Source organism: Romboutsia maritimum, assembly GCF_002251085.2.
GTDB lineage: Bacteria > Bacillota > Clostridia > Peptostreptococcales > Peptostreptococcaceae > Romboutsia_B > Romboutsia_B maritimum.
Map to the genome: position 1 here is coordinate 12,754 of NZ_NOJZ02000008.1, position 17,921 is coordinate 30,674.

At 25.5% G+C, this 17,921-nt stretch carries 23 protein-coding genes and 2 riboswitches; of the genes, 6 read left to right on the plus strand and 17 right to left on the minus strand.

All coding sequences use genetic code 11. The features are described from left to right. Window positions 1-35: 35 nt before the first annotated feature. Window positions 36-94, minus strand: a riboswitch (Fluoride riboswitch). Window positions 95-142: 48 nt separating this feature from the next. Both CHF27_RS06245 and add read right to left on the minus strand, forming a co-directional pair. After that, complete coding sequence (locus CHF27_RS06245; RefSeq protein ID WP_095406245.1) at window positions 143-364, minus strand: hypothetical protein; 222 nt, start codon at window positions 362-364, stop codon at window positions 143-145. A gap of 16 nt (window positions 365-380) precedes the next feature. Further along, window positions 381-1,370 carry an adenosine deaminase gene (gene add / locus CHF27_RS06250; RefSeq protein ID WP_095406244.1) on the minus strand — a complete coding sequence of 330 codons (990 nt, stop codon included), beginning with the start codon at window positions 1,368-1,370 and terminating at the stop codon, window positions 381-383. A gap of 113 nt (window positions 1,371-1,483) precedes the next feature. Further along, a riboswitch (purine riboswitch) is annotated at window positions 1,484-1,583 on the minus strand. A 105-nt stretch (window positions 1,584-1,688) separates the two neighbouring features. Here add and CHF27_RS06255 point away from each other — a divergent pair. Both CHF27_RS06255 and CHF27_RS06260 read left to right on the plus strand, forming a co-directional pair. Beyond that, window positions 1,689-2,900: a sodium/glutamate symporter gene (locus CHF27_RS06255; RefSeq protein ID WP_095406243.1), complete on the plus strand. Its 1,212-nt coding sequence runs from the start codon at window positions 1,689-1,691 to the stop codon at window positions 2,898-2,900. A 107-nt stretch (window positions 2,901-3,007) separates the two neighbouring features. Continuing rightward, window positions 3,008-3,313 (plus strand): DUF1540 domain-containing protein, encoded by a 306-nt coding sequence (locus CHF27_RS06260; RefSeq protein WP_095406242.1) that lies wholly within the window; start codon window positions 3,008-3,010, stop codon window positions 3,311-3,313. Window positions 3,314-3,362: 49 nt separating this feature from the next. On the opposite strand, the gene CHF27_RS06265 is transcribed toward CHF27_RS06260, so the two are convergent. After that, window positions 3,363-4,628, minus strand: coding sequence for a cation:proton antiporter (locus CHF27_RS06265; protein ID WP_095406241.1), 1,266 nt, complete (start codon window positions 4,626-4,628; stop codon window positions 3,363-3,365). Between the two features lie 380 nt (window positions 4,629-5,008). Continuing rightward, a complete protein-coding gene (locus tag CHF27_RS06270; RefSeq protein ID WP_095406240.1) occupies window positions 5,009-6,619 on the minus strand; it encodes a Na/Pi cotransporter family protein in 1,611 nt (536 codons plus the stop codon). A 263-nt stretch (window positions 6,620-6,882) separates the two neighbouring features. Between CHF27_RS06270 and CHF27_RS06275 the strand changes: the two genes are divergently transcribed. The 3 genes from CHF27_RS06275 (at window position 6,883) to CHF27_RS06285 (ending at window position 8,947) form a co-directional block, all read left to right on the plus strand. Further along, entirely contained in the window at window positions 6,883-7,794 is a 912-nt protein-coding gene (locus CHF27_RS06275) for a DMT family transporter (RefSeq protein ID WP_243444960.1), read from the plus strand. A 197-nt stretch (window positions 7,795-7,991) separates the two neighbouring features. After that, window positions 7,992-8,534, plus strand: a complete 543-nt coding sequence (locus CHF27_RS06280; protein WP_095406239.1) for a biotin transporter BioY — start codon at window positions 7,992-7,994, stop codon at window positions 8,532-8,534. Between the two features lie 44 nt (window positions 8,535-8,578). Beyond that, window positions 8,579-8,947 carry a DUF1284 domain-containing protein gene (locus CHF27_RS06285; protein WP_274541556.1) on the plus strand — a complete coding sequence of 123 codons (369 nt, stop codon included), beginning with the start codon at window positions 8,579-8,581 and terminating at the stop codon, window positions 8,945-8,947. A 98-nt stretch (window positions 8,948-9,045) separates the two neighbouring features. Here CHF27_RS06285 and CHF27_RS06290 read toward each other — a convergent pair whose 3' ends face one another. The 7 genes from CHF27_RS06290 to CHF27_RS06315 all read right to left on the minus strand — a co-directional run bounded on the left by CHF27_RS06290 (window position 9,046) and on the right by CHF27_RS06315 (window position 12,635). Then, window positions 9,046-9,321 carry a hypothetical protein gene (locus CHF27_RS06290; RefSeq protein ID WP_243444961.1) on the minus strand — a complete coding sequence of 92 codons (276 nt, stop codon included), beginning with the start codon at window positions 9,319-9,321 and terminating at the stop codon, window positions 9,046-9,048. Window positions 9,322-9,480: 159 nt separating this feature from the next. Beyond that, complete coding sequence (locus CHF27_RS06295; protein ID WP_095406256.1) at window positions 9,481-9,912, minus strand: MOSC domain-containing protein; 432 nt, start codon at window positions 9,910-9,912, stop codon at window positions 9,481-9,483. Between the two features lie 19 nt (window positions 9,913-9,931). Further along, a complete protein-coding gene (gene moaC / locus CHF27_RS06300; protein WP_095406237.1) occupies window positions 9,932-10,399 on the minus strand; it encodes a cyclic pyranopterin monophosphate synthase MoaC in 468 nt (155 codons plus the stop codon). Between the two features lies 1 nt (window position 10,400). After that, window positions 10,401-11,360, minus strand: coding sequence for a GTP 3',8-cyclase MoaA (moaA, locus tag CHF27_RS06305; protein WP_095406236.1), 960 nt, complete (start codon window positions 11,358-11,360; stop codon window positions 10,401-10,403). Window positions 11,361-11,414: 54 nt separating this feature from the next. Then, window positions 11,415-11,918 (minus strand): MogA/MoaB family molybdenum cofactor biosynthesis protein, encoded by a 504-nt coding sequence (locus CHF27_RS06310; RefSeq protein WP_095406235.1) that lies wholly within the window; start codon window positions 11,916-11,918, stop codon window positions 11,415-11,417. Between the two features lie 248 nt (window positions 11,919-12,166). Continuing rightward, window positions 12,167-12,304, minus strand: a complete 138-nt coding sequence (locus CHF27_RS14185; RefSeq protein ID WP_158534729.1) for a hypothetical protein — start codon at window positions 12,302-12,304, stop codon at window positions 12,167-12,169. Between the two features lie 7 nt (window positions 12,305-12,311). Next, window positions 12,312-12,635: a heavy metal-binding domain-containing protein gene (locus CHF27_RS06315; RefSeq protein WP_095406255.1), complete on the minus strand. Its 324-nt coding sequence runs from the start codon at window positions 12,633-12,635 to the stop codon at window positions 12,312-12,314. A gap of 160 nt (window positions 12,636-12,795) precedes the next feature. Here CHF27_RS06315 and CHF27_RS06320 point away from each other — a divergent pair, with 160 nt between their 5' ends. Continuing rightward, window positions 12,796-13,338 (plus strand): manganese efflux pump MntP, encoded by a 543-nt coding sequence (locus CHF27_RS06320; protein WP_095406234.1) that lies wholly within the window; start codon window positions 12,796-12,798, stop codon window positions 13,336-13,338. A 90-nt stretch (window positions 13,339-13,428) separates the two neighbouring features. Here CHF27_RS06320 and CHF27_RS06325 read toward each other — a convergent pair whose 3' ends face one another. The 6 genes from CHF27_RS06325 to CHF27_RS06350 all read right to left on the minus strand — a co-directional run bounded on the left by CHF27_RS06325 (window position 13,429) and on the right by CHF27_RS06350 (window position 17,869). Continuing rightward, complete coding sequence (locus tag CHF27_RS06325) at window positions 13,429-13,788, minus strand: CoA-binding protein (RefSeq protein WP_095406233.1); 360 nt, start codon at window positions 13,786-13,788, stop codon at window positions 13,429-13,431. A gap of 30 nt (window positions 13,789-13,818) precedes the next feature. Next, window positions 13,819-14,376, minus strand: coding sequence for a molybdenum cofactor guanylyltransferase (locus CHF27_RS06330; RefSeq protein ID WP_274541555.1), 558 nt, complete (start codon window positions 14,374-14,376; stop codon window positions 13,819-13,821). A gap of 58 nt (window positions 14,377-14,434) precedes the next feature. After that, window positions 14,435-15,802, minus strand: coding sequence for a GTP pyrophosphokinase (locus CHF27_RS06335; protein ID WP_095406231.1), 1,368 nt, complete (start codon window positions 15,800-15,802; stop codon window positions 14,435-14,437). A gap of 180 nt (window positions 15,803-15,982) precedes the next feature. Beyond that, entirely contained in the window at window positions 15,983-16,726 is a 744-nt protein-coding gene (locus CHF27_RS06340; protein WP_095406230.1) for an ABC transporter permease, read from the minus strand. A 1-nt stretch (window position 16,727) separates the two neighbouring features. Then, window positions 16,728-17,378, minus strand: a complete 651-nt coding sequence (locus tag CHF27_RS06345) for an ABC transporter ATP-binding protein (RefSeq protein WP_095406229.1) — start codon at window positions 17,376-17,378, stop codon at window positions 16,728-16,730. Window positions 17,379-17,557: 179 nt separating this feature from the next. Then, window positions 17,558-17,869, minus strand: a complete 312-nt coding sequence (locus CHF27_RS06350) for a PadR family transcriptional regulator (protein ID WP_330409763.1) — start codon at window positions 17,867-17,869, stop codon at window positions 17,558-17,560. Window positions 17,870-17,921: the final 52 nt, after the last annotated feature.

Here is a 17,921-nt window from a genome sequence, read left to right on the forward strand (position 1 = left end):
TTACCCCCTAAAAAAATAGACTCCTACCCTTATTTAAAAGAGTAGGAGTCATTAGCTTTCGCGTTTAATGGCGAACTCCATCGCCTATACATATTTTTCATTATAATAATATCATAACTTTTATAATTTGTAAAATCTTTTACTATTTAATAATTTCTATATAATCTGTATAATACATATTCTCTTTTTCCTTATTATTTGTATTATTTAATGGTGCTATTATTTCTAAAATATAATAATTTTCATCAAATTCTTCATAATCTTTTACATAATAATTCCCTATAATTTCGTTAAATTCATTGTAAGTTAATTTTTTCTTTCTTAAGTAATAATTTAAATTATCTAACTCAAGTTTAAAGTCCAAACAAATCACTCCTAATTTATATTAAACTTCTTAACCAATTTTTTGTTTTATCATCTGCAAAAGTAGCATCTACAGAATTTAAATAAATTTTCTTATAATCATCTCTTTTTAAGTCAAATTTATTGAACATAGTATCAATTTCACTGCTTAAATCTATATCTGAAACTGTTCTATTATCTGTACTTATTGTTACCTTTATATCATCTTTATAAAATGGGTAAAATGGATGATTTTCATAAGCATCTATAGCTTTCGTTTGAACATTGCTAGTTGGACACATTTCAAGTACTATATTTTTTTCCTTTACTAGCTTATATACTTCTTTTTTATCTTTTATTCTTACACCATGACCTATCCTCTTTGCTCCTAATAAATTTATAGCATCTAGGACATTATTTTCACTTGCTGCTTCTCCTGCATGTATAGTTACTTTATATCCATAACTTCTAGCTAAATCCATAGCATTTTTAAAGTTACTTGAAAATCCTTCTAATTCAGGTCCACATAAATCTACTGCTACTACACCTTTGTTTAAGAATTTTTTACCTTCGTTAATTACTAAAATTGCATCTTCTTCGCTCATGGTTCTCATACAACCTAGTATTAGATTAGATTTAATATCATATTTTTCTTGAGCTTCCTTCATTCCGCAAATTACACTTTCTATAACTTCACTTATCGTTAGTTCTCTTTGTAAATGAAGCATTGGTGCAAATCTTATTTCAAGATATTTAACATTTTCTCTTTGAGCATCTTCTAATAATTCAAAACTAATTCTTCTTAAACTTTCTTTTGTTTGCATTATCTTATTTGGTAAATCAAATCTTTTTAAATACTCTACTAGTGATGTGCAGTTTGATGGTACTTTTACAAGACTGCTTAATTCATTTATATCTTCTGATGGTAATTTTATATTTTCTTTTTTAGCTATGTCTATAATTGTATCAAGTCTTACACTTCCATCTAAATGACAATGTAGTTCTATTTTCGGTAATTTTTTTATCATTATTCTTTTTCCCCTTCAATTTTGTTTATATATATTATTTTTCCTTGATTTTAGATTATTCACTTTGTAATTATTTGTATTAAAAAAATTCCTAATTACAAAGAAAGCCTAAATTCAAATTAAGCATTCTTCGTAATCAGGAATTTTTGGCTCCTGGTAGAAACCCCTAAACCTTATTATTAGGGTTATACGAAAACTATATTTTAAAAGATTTTACATTCTTTTCTTTGTATTGTCAATATATTTTATTTTAATATTTTAATAAAAGTCATCATATATATTTAGTACTAGTATCTAAAATTTAAGGAGGAAAAATTTTTGTTTTCTATAGAACTTGATATTATATCCACATTAATACTCGCAATTATACTTTTTTTAATTGGAAGTATTATTAAGAGCAAAGTAAAATTCTTCAATCGATTTTGTATTCCTTCACCAGTTATAGGTGGATTGTTATTTTGTTTTTTAACCTTATTTTTAAATCTTATTAATATATGTACTATAAGCATGAATACATCTTTAATGCCTTATTTTATGACATTTTTCTTTACTATACTTGGTCTTGGGGTAAGTATAGCCTTGGTAAAAAAAGGTGGAAAGTTATTATTTAAATATTGGATTCTATGTGGAATATTAGCTTACTGTCAAAATTTTATAACTATTATTTTATCTAAATTTACTGATATACATCCTCTATTAGCGTTAATGTGTGGAACTATTTCTATGGAATGTGGGCATGGGTGTGCTGCTGCATTTGGAACAACTATAGAAAATCTTGGTGTAAAAGGTGCTTGTAGTGTTGGTATTACAGCTGCTACTTTAGGTATTATACTTGGTGGCATTATAGGTGGTCCTGTTGCTAAATTTTTAATCGATAAATATAATTTAAAACCAAGTGTAAAAGTATACACTCAAAATGTAACTAAAAAACAACTTATTTCTATATCAAAATCTTATTCTAATTTGACGCCTTTTCTATTTTTTGAACAAGCATTAATAATATTGTTATGTGTAAGCATTGGAGAATTTATAACAAATGTATTTTTTAATATTAGTAGTATCATACTCCCTAATGTTGTAGGCTGTATGTTTATAGCTGTTTTATTTAAAAATATAAATGATAAAGCTAATTGGATTAATCTTGACTTTAAGTTACTTGATTTTTTAGGGGAACTTTCTCTAGGAATGTTTCTAACAATGGCTCTTATGAGTATTGATTTATTAAAATTATCTAACTTATTTGGACCTATAATTATTATTGTATTAAGCCAAGTTTTATTTATTATATTATTCGCAACACTAATTTGCTTTAAGGTTCTTGGTAAAAATTTTGATGCTGCTATTATTGTAAGCGGTTTAATTGGTCATGGGCTAGGTGCTACACCTAATGCACTTGCTAATATGCATTCTGTTAGTGAAAAATATGGATATTCTGAAAAAGCATTTTTAGTAGTACCATTAGTTGGTGCATTTTTATTAGATTTATTTACTATGCCTTGTATAATTTTGTTTATTAATTTACTAAGTTAATTTTTCAATTATAATATTTATACATATTGGAAAATTTTAATAAATAAATGATTAAATTTTATAAAACTTAGCATACTACTAATATAATCTAAAATAGGAGGTTCTTTATGCAAACTAATTTAAACTGTCTTGCTAATATTTGTGCTTTTAATAAATCTGGTAGTTGCTATGCTTGCCATATAAAAGTAGAAGGCTTTGATGCAGCTATAACTCCAGAAACTTATTGTGATACATTTAAAAATAATAGTGCTTTTCATCTTTCTAATTATTCTGGAGAGATTTCACTTACTAATACTCAGAACATTTCTTGTAGTGCTAATAACTGTGTCTATAATATAAGCGGTGGATGTAACGCTAGTCATGTGGATATAAATTCTAATAATGCAAGTTGCGAGACGTTTAAATCAAAATAAAATAAGCCTTCTCAAAATACAAAATTTTATTTTGAGAAGACGTATTTCATTAAGCTGCTACTTCTGATTTTTTATTATATGTTTCTTCTTCTAGTACACCTAGCTTTTTAGCAACTAATTTAGTAGTACTTGCTTGTACTATTAAAGTTACTAGTATTGTCATAAATACTACAGAAGATATTATTTCATATCCTTCTAATTTCATTGAAACTATTATACCTGATAATGCTGCTGGTATAACTCCAGTTTCTCTTACCCACATCATGAATAATCTATCTTTAAAAGTCCATTTAGCTTCTTTATCTAATGCTGTACAAATTAATACTACAAGTGGTCTTGCTATAAACATTAAGACAAGTACTACTAAAAGTGATGGTAACCAATATTTACCTAAAGCTTCTAAATTAACTTGTGTCCCAAGTACTACGAATATAGCCATACGAGATAATGACCCTATACTTTCTCTAAAGTAGTGTTCAGATTGAAAATCATTCTCTGGTATCCAAAGTCCGAATAACTTTCTATTTCCTGCTATAAGTCCAGCTATAAATACTGCCATATATCCACTACCATGTAAACGTAATGCAACTTCATAAGATAATGCAACTTTTAATATTGACATTATTGAAGCATATGAGTGGAATATTCCCCACTTCTTATCAGATATTAATAATGAGAAAATATACCCCATAAATATTCCTACAGCTACACCTACTACTGTAGATATTATTAATTCTTCAACACTTGAAGCTATTGAAAGTTTTCCAGATGTTATAATTCCAAGTATTGTACTAACTAATATAGCTCCTACCGCATCATTAAAAGCAGACTCACTAACTACTGTTTGCTTAATTTTATCTTTTATTGTTACTTGCTTAAACACTGGTATTAATGCTGCTGGGTCAGTTGATGCTATTACTGATCCTAAAAGTATTGCAGTAATCATAGGTAATGCAAATATTTTACTTGCAAAAAATCCTACTACTACAGCAGATATTATTACACCTATAGATGCTAATAATCCTACACTTATTTTAACTTTGTTTAATATTCTTAAATTTATTTCTCGTCCACCTTCATATAATATGAATGCTGAACCAAATGTAAGTATTAGATTATTTTCTACCGGAAATGCTTCTATACTTATTAAATTTAATAGCGATGGTCCAATTATAATTCCTGCTATTAAATATAGTATTACGTCTGGTATTTTCATAATTTCACTCAATTTACCTAAAACTATTCCTGTTATAGCAATTGCTGCAAATATTAATAATAAGTTATTAGTTGCAATTGCCTCTACTGTATTTTCCATTTCTATCACCTCTTAATTAATGTTTCTTATGTTAAATTTTTTTAACATAAATTCAACAGGACTTATTATATTCCTTTTAATTTATACAGTCAACCACCTTCATTTTATGATAACGTTTTACATTTTAAATTTTAATAGATAAATTTATCCCAATAAAAAAAAAGATATTCCTTTAAAATATTGGAATACCTTTATCTTTTCATTTTGATGCTTGTATGTTTCAACTTTTATTAATTTTTTATATAATTAATTGAATAGCTATAGAAATTAGTGTTATTAATTAATTCTATTAAAACTTCATACGGTGATTAATTTATAATACTAAAAAGGATATAGGTAAATTTATTTTCACACAAATCTATCTATATCCTCGAAAATTTTTAATTAGTTTTTAAAACTTGATTTGCAATATTTGATGCATGATCTGAAACTCTTTCTAAATTAGAAAGTAAATCTAAATAAATTACTCCTGCATCTATTGTACATCTTCCTTCATTTAATCTATCTATATGGTGTTTTCTAAAAGCTTTTTCCATAGCATTAACATCTTTCTCAGATTCTAATATTTTATTTGCTAATTCTAAATCATTAAGATTTAAACATATTAAAGATTCCTTGAAATTATTCATTACTTTATTATAAATGTTATTAATTTCATTTATAGCATGCTCTGAGAAATCTACGCCTAATTCAATTGAATCCTTAGCAAGTTCAGCTATATTTTCAGCATGATCTGAAACTCTTTCGATATCATTTACTGTATTAAAAAGTATATCTGTTTTATATCTTTCATTATTATTTAAAGGTGATTTAGATAATTTTAGTAAATAATTTAAAATATCTTTTTGAAGTTTGTTTACTATTTTTTCAGATTCAAATGACTTATTTATATTTTCGCTTGATTTATCTAAAAATCCACTCATGGCATTATCTAATGAATTTGTAGCTTTATGTCCCATTCTTAAAACTTCTTTAATAGTATTACCTAAAGCTATAGATGGAGTCTCAAACATTCTATCATCTAAGTATTTTGTAGAAGCAGAATTCTCAGCTTCTTTATCAGATTGAGGAACAAGCTTAATAGCAAGCTTCACTATATACTTAGCAAAAGGCAATAATATTATTACGTTTAAAAGATTAAACATTGTATGAGCATTAGCAATTTGTCTAGCTGTATTTGTTGGATCTAAATGAGTTACTATTGCCATAATAGGTCTATTTAAAACTATCATAAATATTAAAGTACCTAAAACATTAAAACATAAATGCATTACAGCAGCACGCTTAGCATTTGCAGTAGCTCCAATACTTGATAAAAGTGAAGTTACACAAGTTCCTATATTATCACCATAAAGAATAGGTAATGCAGATGATAAAGGTAATAGTCCTTCAGAAGCTAGGGCAATTAGCATTCCCATAGATGCACTTGAACTTTGAACGATACCAGTTATTAAGAAACCTGCAAGTATTCCTAAAATAGGGTGAGAACCAAAGTATAGTAATGCATCTCTAAATGCAGGTAATTCAGCAAGTGGTTTAACTGCATCTTTCATAAATTCCATACCAGTGAATAACATACCAAACCCTAATAAAATTTCAGCAATATGTTTATTTTTTTGACTCTTTGAGAATAAATATAAAATTATACCTAAACCTAAAGCTACAGGAGCAATACCTTCTAAATTAAAAGATACAAGTTGTGCTGTAACAGTTGTCCCTATATTTGCACCCATTATTACTCCGATAGCTTGGCTTAAACTCATGATACCTGCATTTACAAATCCAACTACCATAACTGTAGTTGCACTAGAACTTTGTATGATTCCTGTTACCACTACCCCGACCAAAACGCCCATAAGAACATTACTTGTAAGTAGTTCAATGATTTTTTTCAATTTATTTCCGGCAGATTTTTGAAGACCTTCTCCCATTAAGTTCATACCATAAAGGAAAAGTCCAAGACCTCCCATAAGACTTATTGCTATATCCAACTTCATTTCCTCCTTAAGAATGTTTTATTTTAATAGTCTTTTGTGCGACTTTATAAAATTATTATGTCTATAATTAAAGAATATCAAACTTTCAAAAAAAAATAATTAAATTAATGTTAAGTAAAGGTTAATACAATGTTAAATTTTAAGATTGTGATAAAAATATGTTAAATTTGGTGTGTTTTTGAAAATGTAATAAATTTAGAAAATATGTTATAATTTAACAGTAATAAAGTTAATTTATTTTAAGGAGGAAATGATTGTTGAAAAAATTTATAATGGTTATAGCATCAATTTTTTGGGCCGGAGCATTTATCGCAGGAAAATTTTCTATAAAAGAATTTCCAATAATATCTCTAGTATTTTTTAGATTTCTTTTTGCAACTATATTAATATTTCCAATAATGATAAAAAGAGAAAAAAATTGGAGAATAACAAAAGATGACTTCCCTATTTTTTTAAAACTAGGAATCATAGGTATGATAGGATATCATATATTTTTCTTTATATCATTAAAATTTACTACAGCGACAAATTCATCATTAATAGGAGCAACAAATCCAATTATAACAACTATTTTGGTATGGCTTTTATTAAAAGAAACTATAGAAAAAAAACATATTTTATCAATTTTATTATCTTTTTTAGGTGTAATATTAATTGTAACAAATGGAAATTTAACTACATTAAATAATATAAATGTAAATAAAGGCGATATCATAATGCTAGTAGCTGTACTTTGTTGGGCTTTATATTCAATTATATCTAAAAAAGCACTAGAAAAATACAGCCCATTAAAAGTAACAAGTTATTCATTTTTAACATGTGTTTTAATACTTTTCCCATTCATATTTATAGAAAATCCAACAGAATATCTAGGTAATATAAGTGTTAATGGTTGGTTATCAGTACTTTATATGTCTATATTTGCATCAGTATGTGGGTATTTGATACAACAAATATCTATAAAAAATATAGGTCCATCAAAAACAAATATGTACATAAATCTAGTTCCAGTTTTCTCTATGATATTAGCTACTATTATTTTAGGTGAAAGTGTGAACTTTATAAAAATTTTAGCAGCAATTTGTATTATAAGTGCTATACTTATATCAAATATACAAATAAAAAAGAAAGATCAAGTTGAAGAAACAGAGAAAAATATATTAAAATAATGTATAGTTGTGACTAAAGAGCTATCTTAAAATAAAAAATTTTGAGATAGCTCTTTTATATTTTAAGTGTATTTTTAAAAATTAAATTGACAAAAAAGCTATATGTTATATAATTTAAATGTAAACCAAATCAATACTAAAGGTTAACTTAAATACATATAATATCAGTAAAATATATAATAGGAGGGTAAATTAAAATGAAATTTTTAACTAAAGATTTGATTATCTGTTCAATATTTGCAAGCATAACAGCTATACTATCACAAGTATCAATCCCAATACCATTTACAACTGTACCACTTACTATGCAAGTTTTTGCGGTAGCCTTAGCCGGAGTAGTATTAGGTGCAAAAAGAGGATTTATATCACAAATAGTATATGTATTTATCGGTTCTATAGGAATACCAGTTTTTGCTCAAATGAGTGGAGGAATAGGTGTAGTACTAGGCCCAACAGGAGGTTTTATATTAGGCTTTCCATTAATGGCTTTAGTTGTAGGTTATTTCTCAGAAAAATTTAAAAATCCAATATATATATTGCTAGGAATGATAGTTGGATTATTAATAGATTATACTATAGGTACAATAATGTTTTCAGTTATTACTAAGATGACTTTTAATCAATCTATTATGGCTTGTATAGTACCATTTATCGCATTAGATTTTATGAAAATATTATTAGCAACAACAGTAGGCATAGGAGTATCTAAACGAATAAAGGTGAGTTTAAAATCATATTAAAAATAAGACCACATCATATATTATGTATAAGAGCTTATCAAGGAATAGGATATAGCGAAGAATTTAATGCTGGTATGAAAAAAGTAATAATTGAAATAGGAGCATACAATAAAATTTTTAATGATAAAAAAATAAACGATAACACTAAAGTTAAAGTTATTTTTTCATTGGACAGTATATGCGAAAAATGTCCAAATAATGAAAATAAAAATAAATGTGTAACAGAAGAAAAGGTAAAAGAATTAGATTTAAAAGTTAGTAACTATTTTAATATAAAAGAAGAAATATATTGTTATAATGAATTAGAGGATATGGTTTTTAACACAATTACCGAAGGAATTTTTGGTAATATATGTAAAAATTGTAGTTGGTATCAATCAGCAGATTGTAAATCTTTTATAGTTGAAAAGTAAAATTGCATGTAGTTAAAAATTTTTTTAATATAACAGTCGAAAATATAAATTTATTATGTACTTACTTACATAGTTTATATTTTCGACTTTTTTTAATTTTAGTCAATTATTAATCTTATAATATCACCATTATTTCTTTCCATATATGCAATTTCTCCAACTAAATTATATTCAAATGCCTGTATTAACAAGTTTAAAAGTTTATCACTATCAATAATATCATCTTCGCCATTAAAAAAATCTATAGTGTTATTTTTAATCATTTTTTTCACAAAATCCATTGGTAACTTTATATGTATTTTGTCTCCCATATGAGATTTAATTCTAATCCTTAAATATCTTTCATCATAACTTCTATAATCTTCTTTAGGCACAGTATCATCCCCCATTTTAATAATTAAATTTTCATATATATTTTTATTCAATAGTTATTAATATTCTATTATGTTATTTAATATTATAAAAATTTAAAACATATTATATAAAAAGAGGTTGTTTTAAAATTTAATAATTTTAAAACAACCTCTTTTACGTTATAATACTTTTATATTATCATCAATATTTATAATTCCTTCTTTTATAACTTTTACAAAAATTCCTTCTCTAGGCATTACACAATCACCTGTAATTTTTTTTATTTCGCACCCACCATGACATTTTTTACCTATCTGAGTAACTTCAAGTTCACACTCTCCAATTTTTAATCTAGTACCAATTTGAAGTTTATGAACTTCTATTCCTTCTGTTGTTATATTTTCAGCAAAATCCCCAAATTTCAAACTACTAAATCCTTTATCTCTCATTTTATCTATGCTTTCATTTGCAAGTAAACTTATTTGTCTATGCCAATTTCCAGCATGAGCATCTCCTACTATACCGTAATCAACTTTAATTTGTGCATAATTTACAGGAGTTTTTACTACTCCTTTTTTTTCACTTATATTTATAGACAATACTTTAGCCATTAATCTTTCCCCCATATGATTAAAATTCAAAATCGCCTGATTTCCCACCTGTTTTTTCTACTAAATGAATATCACTTATTACCATTTTCTTATCTACAGCTTTGCACATATCATATATTGTAAGTGCTGCCGTAGTACAAGCATTTAATGCTTCCATTTCTACTCCCGTTTTTCCTAAACACTTACAAATTGCATATATATTTATAGAACAATTTTCATCGTCTATTTCAAATTCTAAATCACATCCTACTAAATTAATTTGGTGACACATAGGTATGTTCATAGATGTATTTTTTGCTCCCATAATTCCCGCAACTTGAGCTACTGATAATACATCTCCTTTTTTTATTTGTCCATTTTTAATTTTATCTAGGGCCTCTTTACTCATAGTAATCTTTGATTTAGCTATTGCTTTTCTTTTAGTATCATTTTTTTCACTTATATCTACCATTTTTGCATAACCTTTTTCATTTATATGAGTTAACATTTTACCCTCCAATTTCATACATCCTTCTATTGGTATCACTACATTGATTTTCTATCAAATGATGCTTCTGTGGTTTATTTAATATAATTTCCTTCATAACTTCTCTAAACAACATCGGTCTATTAATATATTGTTTTATATCTATTTCTTCTTTAGAATGTAAGCATAATTTTATTGTTCCACTAGATGTAACCCTTATACGATTACAATTTTGGCAAAACGAACAACTAAGTGGTGCTATTACACCTACTCGTCCTTTTGCCCCGCTTAACATATAATGCTTAGCTGTTGTGTTTTCATTTGTCTGAACTTTATACAATTCTTGCATACTGTCTATAATTTCGCCAATATTAAGGTATCCTCTCTTATAAATTGGTTGAGCTTCCCCTATTGGCATTAATTCTATAAACCTAACATCTATAGGATTAAATTTAGTCATTAATATAAAATCATATATCTCATCATCATTAAAATCATTTATAACTACGCAATTAATCTTAACTTTTATTCCTAACCTCAAACAAGTATTTATAGACTTTAATACTTCTTTTAAACATCCACCTCTTGTTATAGTCTTATATTTATACTCTTTTAATGAATCTACACTAATATTAACTGTTCTTAGACCACTTTGCTTTAATTGAGTAGCTATATCACTAAGACCTATTCCATTAGTAGTTATACCTATATCATCTATATTACATTCATATTTAGTAAATGCTATAAGCTCACTTAAATTAGGATGAAGAAGTGGTTCTCCTCCTGTGAATCTTACCTTCGTTATACCTAGTTCTGACATAGACTTTATAATAAACTTATAGTCCTTGGAACTTAGATTATTGTTAATATAATTTTTTTCAAACCTAACATTCGGTGGCATACAATAAATACACCTTAAATTACACTTATCTGTAAGTGAAATCCGAAGATAGTTTATATTTCTTCCAAACTTATCTATCATTCTAGCTACCCTCTTTGCCTATTTTTTTACATAATAATTATATACTATTATATACTATTTTTTTAGATTAGTGGCACATTCTGTAGCTTCTCCTCTTAAAATTTCTATACCATGGTCTAAAGTGTCTATTATAAAACCTAAATTTTCAATTGCTCCCTTTGGACTACCTGGTAAATTTATTATTATAGTATTATTTCTTATCCCACTTACTCCTCTACTCAAAATAGCTTTTGGGGTTATTTCTGAAGATTTCATTCTCATATATTCACTAATACCAGGAATTTCCTTTGATATAACTTGTTTTGTAGCTTCCGGAGTTATATCTCTTTTAGCAAATCCAGTTCCTCCATTTGTTAAAATCAAATCAACTTTATTTAAATCGCAAAGCTCAATAAGTTTATCCTTTAACATTTTTTCATCATCAGGTATTAAAACATAATCAGTTACTTTATATCTCCCACCATATTCAATATATTCTTTTATTTTCTCACCTGTAATATCTTCTCTTTTACCTTCATATCCTTTATCACTAAGTGTTATAATAGCAGTTTTAAACATTTTACTACCTCCATTAATACTTGTTATTTACTTATATATTTTTTCATAATTGTTTTTATTTAGATTTTATTCTACAATAGAATCTTTAAATACCCTTATATTTATAAAATTCTTTACTATATAATATTTATATATTATATACAAATACTCCTTTTTACTTTAAATAATTTATTTATAATTTCCTAAAAATTAAAAAAGTTGCCTCTATAAATGATTTCAAATCATTTTGAGACAACTAATAAATTCAACTAATATTTCTTATATTTATCTAAATTCTCTTCTTTGATTTCTTTTCTTCTTTCAACTATTTTTACTATTATTAGTATAATACTACCAACAACAATAATAATTGGAACCCCTATAGTTAAAATAACAGCTAAAATCAAAAAAATATTACTCCACATCTTCTATTACAACTCCAGTTCCGTATGCAAGCATTTCTGCTGCTCCTTGCATGACAGCTGCTGATGTTAATCTAAATCCTATAATTGCATTAGCTCCTTGACTCTCTGCATCTTCTACCATTCTACCTATAGCTATTTGTCTTGCCTCTGTAAGCATTTCTCCATATCCTGTAAGTTCTCCACCTACTAATTGTTTAAAACTCGCTCCTATATCTTTACCTACATGCTTAGCTCTTATAGTGCTTCCCTTTACTAAACCTGTAATCTTAGTTATTTTTTTACCTGGGATTTCATTTATTGTTACTATTAACATATCTCTCATATACTCCAACTCCTTTTAAATTACTTTTTACTTATTATATCATATTTGGTAATTTTAACATATTTTATTATATCAATTTTACTATATTATATTGCTATTTTTTGTAACTTATAATTTAAATAAATATATTATATATCATGGGGGTGTAGTTATGTCAGATTTAGGTTTGCTTCAAACTCTTATAATAAGTTTTATTTTTACTTTAGATTCTTTTTTTGTATCTATCGCTTATGGTATGTCTAAAATGTCTTTTAAGAAGATTTTAACTTTATCTTCTTTGGTTAGCCTATTTTGTATTAGTAGTATATTGTTTGGTTCATTTATAGGTGATTTATTACTGAAAAATAATTATATATATACGCTTATAGGTACTATCTTATTTGGGATAGGATTTAATACTATATTTCAAAAAAAACAAGAACAAATATTTAAAAATTTAACTTTGTTTAATATGACCTTGTTCGCTTTAAGCTTGAGTATAGATAGCTTTTCTGTATCAATAGCACTTTGTTCTCAATATAATATTACTTATTTAAATATTTTTATATTTGCATTTATTTCATTTGCAATGACACTTTCTGGATTGCTTTGTGGAACTTTTTTATCATCTAAGACTAATACTAAAAATACAAATGTATTCCAAGGTATTGCTATGTGTATTATTTCATATAGAATGCTCTTAAAAATAAGATAACTTTCTATATATAAACTGAAAATATAAGCTCTATTTATAAAAAAATATGCTAATAACTAGAACTTATATTTTCAATTTTTTAATTGTTTCTTACTTAAATAAACTAAAGTCATATCCAATATTCAATTTCATATCTTTAGCTTTTTTTAATATAATTTCATTATAGCTATCCTTTTCAAATAATATATTATTTATATCTAAAAGTTCCATTTCCTCTAATATCGAATATATCTTTAATGATTCTTCTACTATAACTACAATATCTACATTATATGGTACATCCTTTAAACTTTCGTATATGTCAATTCCATCTATACAAGCCTTTTCATCACTTATTCCAACTACCTTACGATTTTTTTTTGCAAGTATTTTTATTATATCGTAAACTTTACCTTCATTGTCAGTATCTTTTATTACAACTGCCCATGAATTAAATTTTTCTAAATTCATATAATCTCCTCCAAATGAATACTTTTATTTTTATAAATTTAACTGATTATAATCCTCTACAGTATTTATATTATCAAAGCATTTTTTTTTATTATCGAAATATAAGAATTCTTTATCTATCTTATCTATAAAGTTTAATAATTTGTATTCGCCTACGTCTATACAATTCTTTACTATATTCAGTATATTTTTTTTATATCCTGAGCATAAAGGTTGGATTTGTTTATCAGTAATAGATATAATACTTTCTTTACTCATCTTACTTCCTATGGCATTTAATACTTCACTATTTATATATGGCATATCACATGCTACTACTACTATATCATATTTTGAATAATTTAAAGCCGTATAAATTCCACCTATTGGACCTATATCTTTTATTATATCAGAATATACTTTTATATTATATTTTAAGTATGGATCTTTATCATTAGCTATTATTATTATTTCTTCAAAATTTTCAAAAGCATTCATTGCAATTTCTATGAATAAAGATTCTTTAAACTTTAATAAAGCTTTATTTTTTCCCATTCTGCTGCTTTTTCCACCTGCTAATATTACTCCTGTTTTTTTTATTAAAATCACTCCTTATTTTTAAATCTACTTTAATTATATCAATACTATTTTATATTTTAATATATTTCTATTCAAACATCTGTATTATATTTTCTCTAAACTTTTTAAGTGTTTCTTTTCTATATTGCAGGTAGTCATTATATCCATAAAATTCTCTACATATATAATTTACAATTTCATGTGCTAAGGAATTTATTTTTTCCAAATTATAATCATACATAGTTTCAACACTATCAGCCTTAACTATACCCTCTGATATACAATTATAAATATCATTTATTATATTTTCTCCATCATTTTCAAAACTGGACATAATTTGTTCTTTGCTATCGTTTAACATTACTCTATCTTTTATAAATTTAATAAAATTTTCAAAATCTTCTTTATTATTACGTGGCTCTATTTCAAATAAAATTCTAAAAAATAAATTCCAAGGGAACTCATTGTTTAATTTACTTTTTATATATTCTCCTAATTTTTCACAAAATTCATCTTCAAATACAGGTTCATCTTCAAATGTAATTGATTGAGTAAAGTCTATATCTTTTTTAGTAATTTCATTAAGTCTAGCTAGTCCATCAAGCATAAGATCACCAAAAACTTCTTCATGATTTTCTTTTTTATTAAAAGAGTAACTTAATATTGTCTCACATGGCTTTTTAAAATCAACTACAAATCCAATACTTTCTTTCATTTTTGCAGAAAAAGTATCATGAGCTATTTTAGATAAAACTTTTTCAAGTTCCTTTTTCCTTTCATCTATATTAGTCATCATTCCTGTTTGGAAGTTTTTATATATACTTAAAAGCTGATTATCTATCATTGCAAGGTTATTTTTTATAGATGTCATCATATCCTTTAAAAACCCATCTGCTAATAAATATGTACTATTTTTATAGATTATCTTATGTTCAATCTCACTCCAAAATATATTTACTAGAGATTTTATTTGTAGTTCAAATTTAATTTGTTTATCTAAATAAATAAATTCTCCATCTATTCTATATATTTCAAACCCATTTTTTTGCTTGCTTGGTTGTTTTTCGGATAATTTTAGTTTCAGATTTTTATTATCTTTGTTATAATAATAAATTTTATCGTCAGTTCTATTGAAATACCTCTTTAAAAGTCGATAAATTTTATTTTCATCTTCAATGAATCTACATTCAATTCTTATACCTATTAAATCTGATAAATTATGAATTAAATTACTCGCTTCATTATATTTATTTAAATATCTATTTCTAATTATTTTTTCTCTTAAACTTAATTCTGATTTTACTCTTGATGTAACATTAATGTATTCTTGATTTTTTCCTTCTAAAACCTGTTTAAAATATTCTTCTATTTCATCTGCTAATATTTCTAACGTTGAACTCATAGACCTCAAAATTTCTATTGATTCATCTATAAAGTCAAATTCTTTTAATCCCATATTTTCTCTCCTATTATTTTTACAAATATAACCAAATCTATTTTAACATTTTATTATATTATAAGTAAACTTACTACTTAAATACTTCACATACATTTCACATTAAATTTAATAGCTAAAAAAAGGCCTTTTAAACAAGACCTTTTTACTTACTCAAATAGAATTTTCAAATTTTTTTATTTATTTTAGCTGATATCTATCATTAAAAAATGACTTATATGCTAAATTTGATACTATAATTGCTGATATTGCCGTAGCTGACACTATCATAAAAGTTACCATAATTTGAAATTTAATCGCTAATAATGGTGATTGCCCTGCTAATATTAATCCTGTCATAGTTCCTGGTAATGAAACTATCCCCAATGTTTTTGCAGAATCTAATGTTGGTATCATTGCTGTTTTTATACATTCATTTATTATATCTTTAGATGCATGTTTTATCGAACTTCCTAAAGACAATTTAGCTTCGACTATCTTCTTTTTATTTTTAAATTCTGAGTTTATACTTCTATAACATAAATTTATACCTATCATCGAATTACTTACGACCATTCCTGATACAGTAATAACCTCATTAGGAACAAAATTTATAGCCTTCGATAATATTAATACTGACATTATTATAAATGTAGATATTCCTATAGCTATAAATGATATAAAAAAAGATTTATTTATATTTTCACTCTTTTTTACAGTATTACAAGATGCATTTGTGACTATAATTGTTACCATTATAATAATAAGTAACTTATTTTGAACTTTAAAAATGTACTCTAAAATATAACCTATTATAAAAAGTTGTATAATTGCTCTTAATACACTAACAATTATATCTTTCTCTAAATTCAAATTTTCTTTATAAGATATTATTATAGGAGCTAATAATAACACCGATGCGAGTACTAGCGATAGTGTCTTCATTTTAACTTACCTCCTCTACTAATTTACCTGACTCTATTTTTATACACTTACTTCCTATTCTGCTAAATTGTTGTATATCATGAGTTACCCACATTATACCTATTCCTTCTTCTTTCATCCCTAGTATCACATCTTCTACTTTCAATTTATTTTTTTCATCTAATGCTGATGTAGCTTCATCTAACAATAAAATTTTAGGTGGAATTAAAATACCTCTTATTATTGAGATTCTTTGCTTTTCTCCCCCTGATAATGAATGTATTTCTTTGTTTAAATAATCATTATTTAAATTAAATTTTTCCAAGAGGTTATTAATTCTTTTGTAATCTATCATTTTATTTCTAATGTTGTATACAAATTCAAAATTATCCATTACTGTTTTTCCAAATAAACAAGACTCCTGACTAATGTATGAAACTTCTCTTCTTAAATCATAAGGAAAATATTCATAATAATTTTTGTTTTCTAAAAAAATATCTCCTGCTGTTTGATTTATTAAATTTGCACAAATTTTAAGTAATGTACTTTTGCCACTTCCAGAATGACCTAATATAAAAATCAAATCTCCTTTATTAATTTTTATATTTATATTTTCTAGTATATTTTTTTCATTTGTTTTAAAACTCACATTAGTTAAACTTAATAAATCCATTTAACATTCCTCCATTTTATATTTTAAATCAGTAATATCGTTTTTCAATATCGAAATTCGATATCATAATTAAATAGTATCATATATACTCTCTAATAACAATAAAATCAATTAAATTTTAACCTCATTTTAATACAATAAATTAAAGGGATTGTCTAATTTAAACAATCCCTCTAATATTATATATACATTTTTAGTTCATTTAATTTCTCTTTTATATCCTTTAATACTATTTCTCCTTTTTGAGTTATACTATAGTATTTTCTTATTTTTCCATTTGTATTTACTTCTTCTTTTTCAATAAGTCCTGCTGATTCCATTTCCCTTAAAATGGGATATAGTGTTCCTGGACTTAATGTATACCCATGTTCTTTTAAATGTTCTATCATCCATATTCCATAAAATGGCTTTCTTCTTGTATGTTCAAGTATATGTATATATATAAAACCATTAAAAATCCTTCTTAATATCTTTTCTTCCAATACTTTCACCTCTTGCTCCCTATATCCTGTTGTTATCAATATATACAATTATATATTTACT

Coding starts and splice junctions, on each gene's coding strand:
- add (WP_095406244.1), bottom strand. CDS start 1,370: ATGATAAAAAAATTACCGAAAATAGAACTACATTGTCATTTAGATGGA.
- CHF27_RS06260 (WP_095406242.1), top strand. CDS start 3,008: ATGCAAACTAATTTAAACTGTCTTGCTAATATTTGTGCTTTTAATAAA.
- CHF27_RS06265 (WP_095406241.1), bottom strand. CDS start 4,628: ATGGAAAATACAGTAGAGGCAATTGCAACTAATAACTTATTATTAATA.
- CHF27_RS06280 (WP_095406239.1), top strand. CDS start 7,992: ATGAAATTTTTAACTAAAGATTTGATTATCTGTTCAATATTTGCAAGC.
- CHF27_RS06295 (WP_095406256.1), bottom strand. CDS start 9,912: ATGGCTAAAGTATTGTCTATAAATATAAGTGAAAAAAAAGGAGTAGTA.
- moaC (WP_095406237.1), bottom strand. CDS start 10,399: ATGTTAACTCATATAAATGAAAAAGGTTATGCAAAAATGGTAGATATA.
- moaA (WP_095406236.1), bottom strand. CDS start 11,360: ATGATAGATAAGTTTGGAAGAAATATAAACTATCTTCGGATTTCACTT.
- CHF27_RS06310 (WP_095406235.1), bottom strand. CDS start 11,918: ATGTTTAAAACTGCTATTATAACACTTAGTGATAAAGGATATGAAGGT.
- CHF27_RS06315 (WP_095406255.1), bottom strand. CDS start 12,635: ATGTTAATAGTAACAATAAATGAAATCCCAGGTAAAAAAATAACTAAG.
- CHF27_RS06320 (WP_095406234.1), top strand. CDS start 12,796: ATGTCAGATTTAGGTTTGCTTCAAACTCTTATAATAAGTTTTATTTTT.
- CHF27_RS06325 (WP_095406233.1), bottom strand. CDS start 13,788: ATGAATTTAGAAAAATTTAATTCATGGGCAGTTGTAATAAAAGATACT.
- CHF27_RS06335 (WP_095406231.1), bottom strand. CDS start 15,802: ATGGGATTAAAAGAATTTGACTTTATAGATGAATCAATAGAAATTTTG.
- CHF27_RS06340 (WP_095406230.1), bottom strand. CDS start 16,726: ATGAAGACACTATCGCTAGTACTCGCATCGGTGTTATTATTAGCTCCT.
- CHF27_RS06345 (WP_095406229.1), bottom strand. CDS start 17,378: ATGGATTTATTAAGTTTAACTAATGTGAGTTTTAAAACAAATGAAAAA.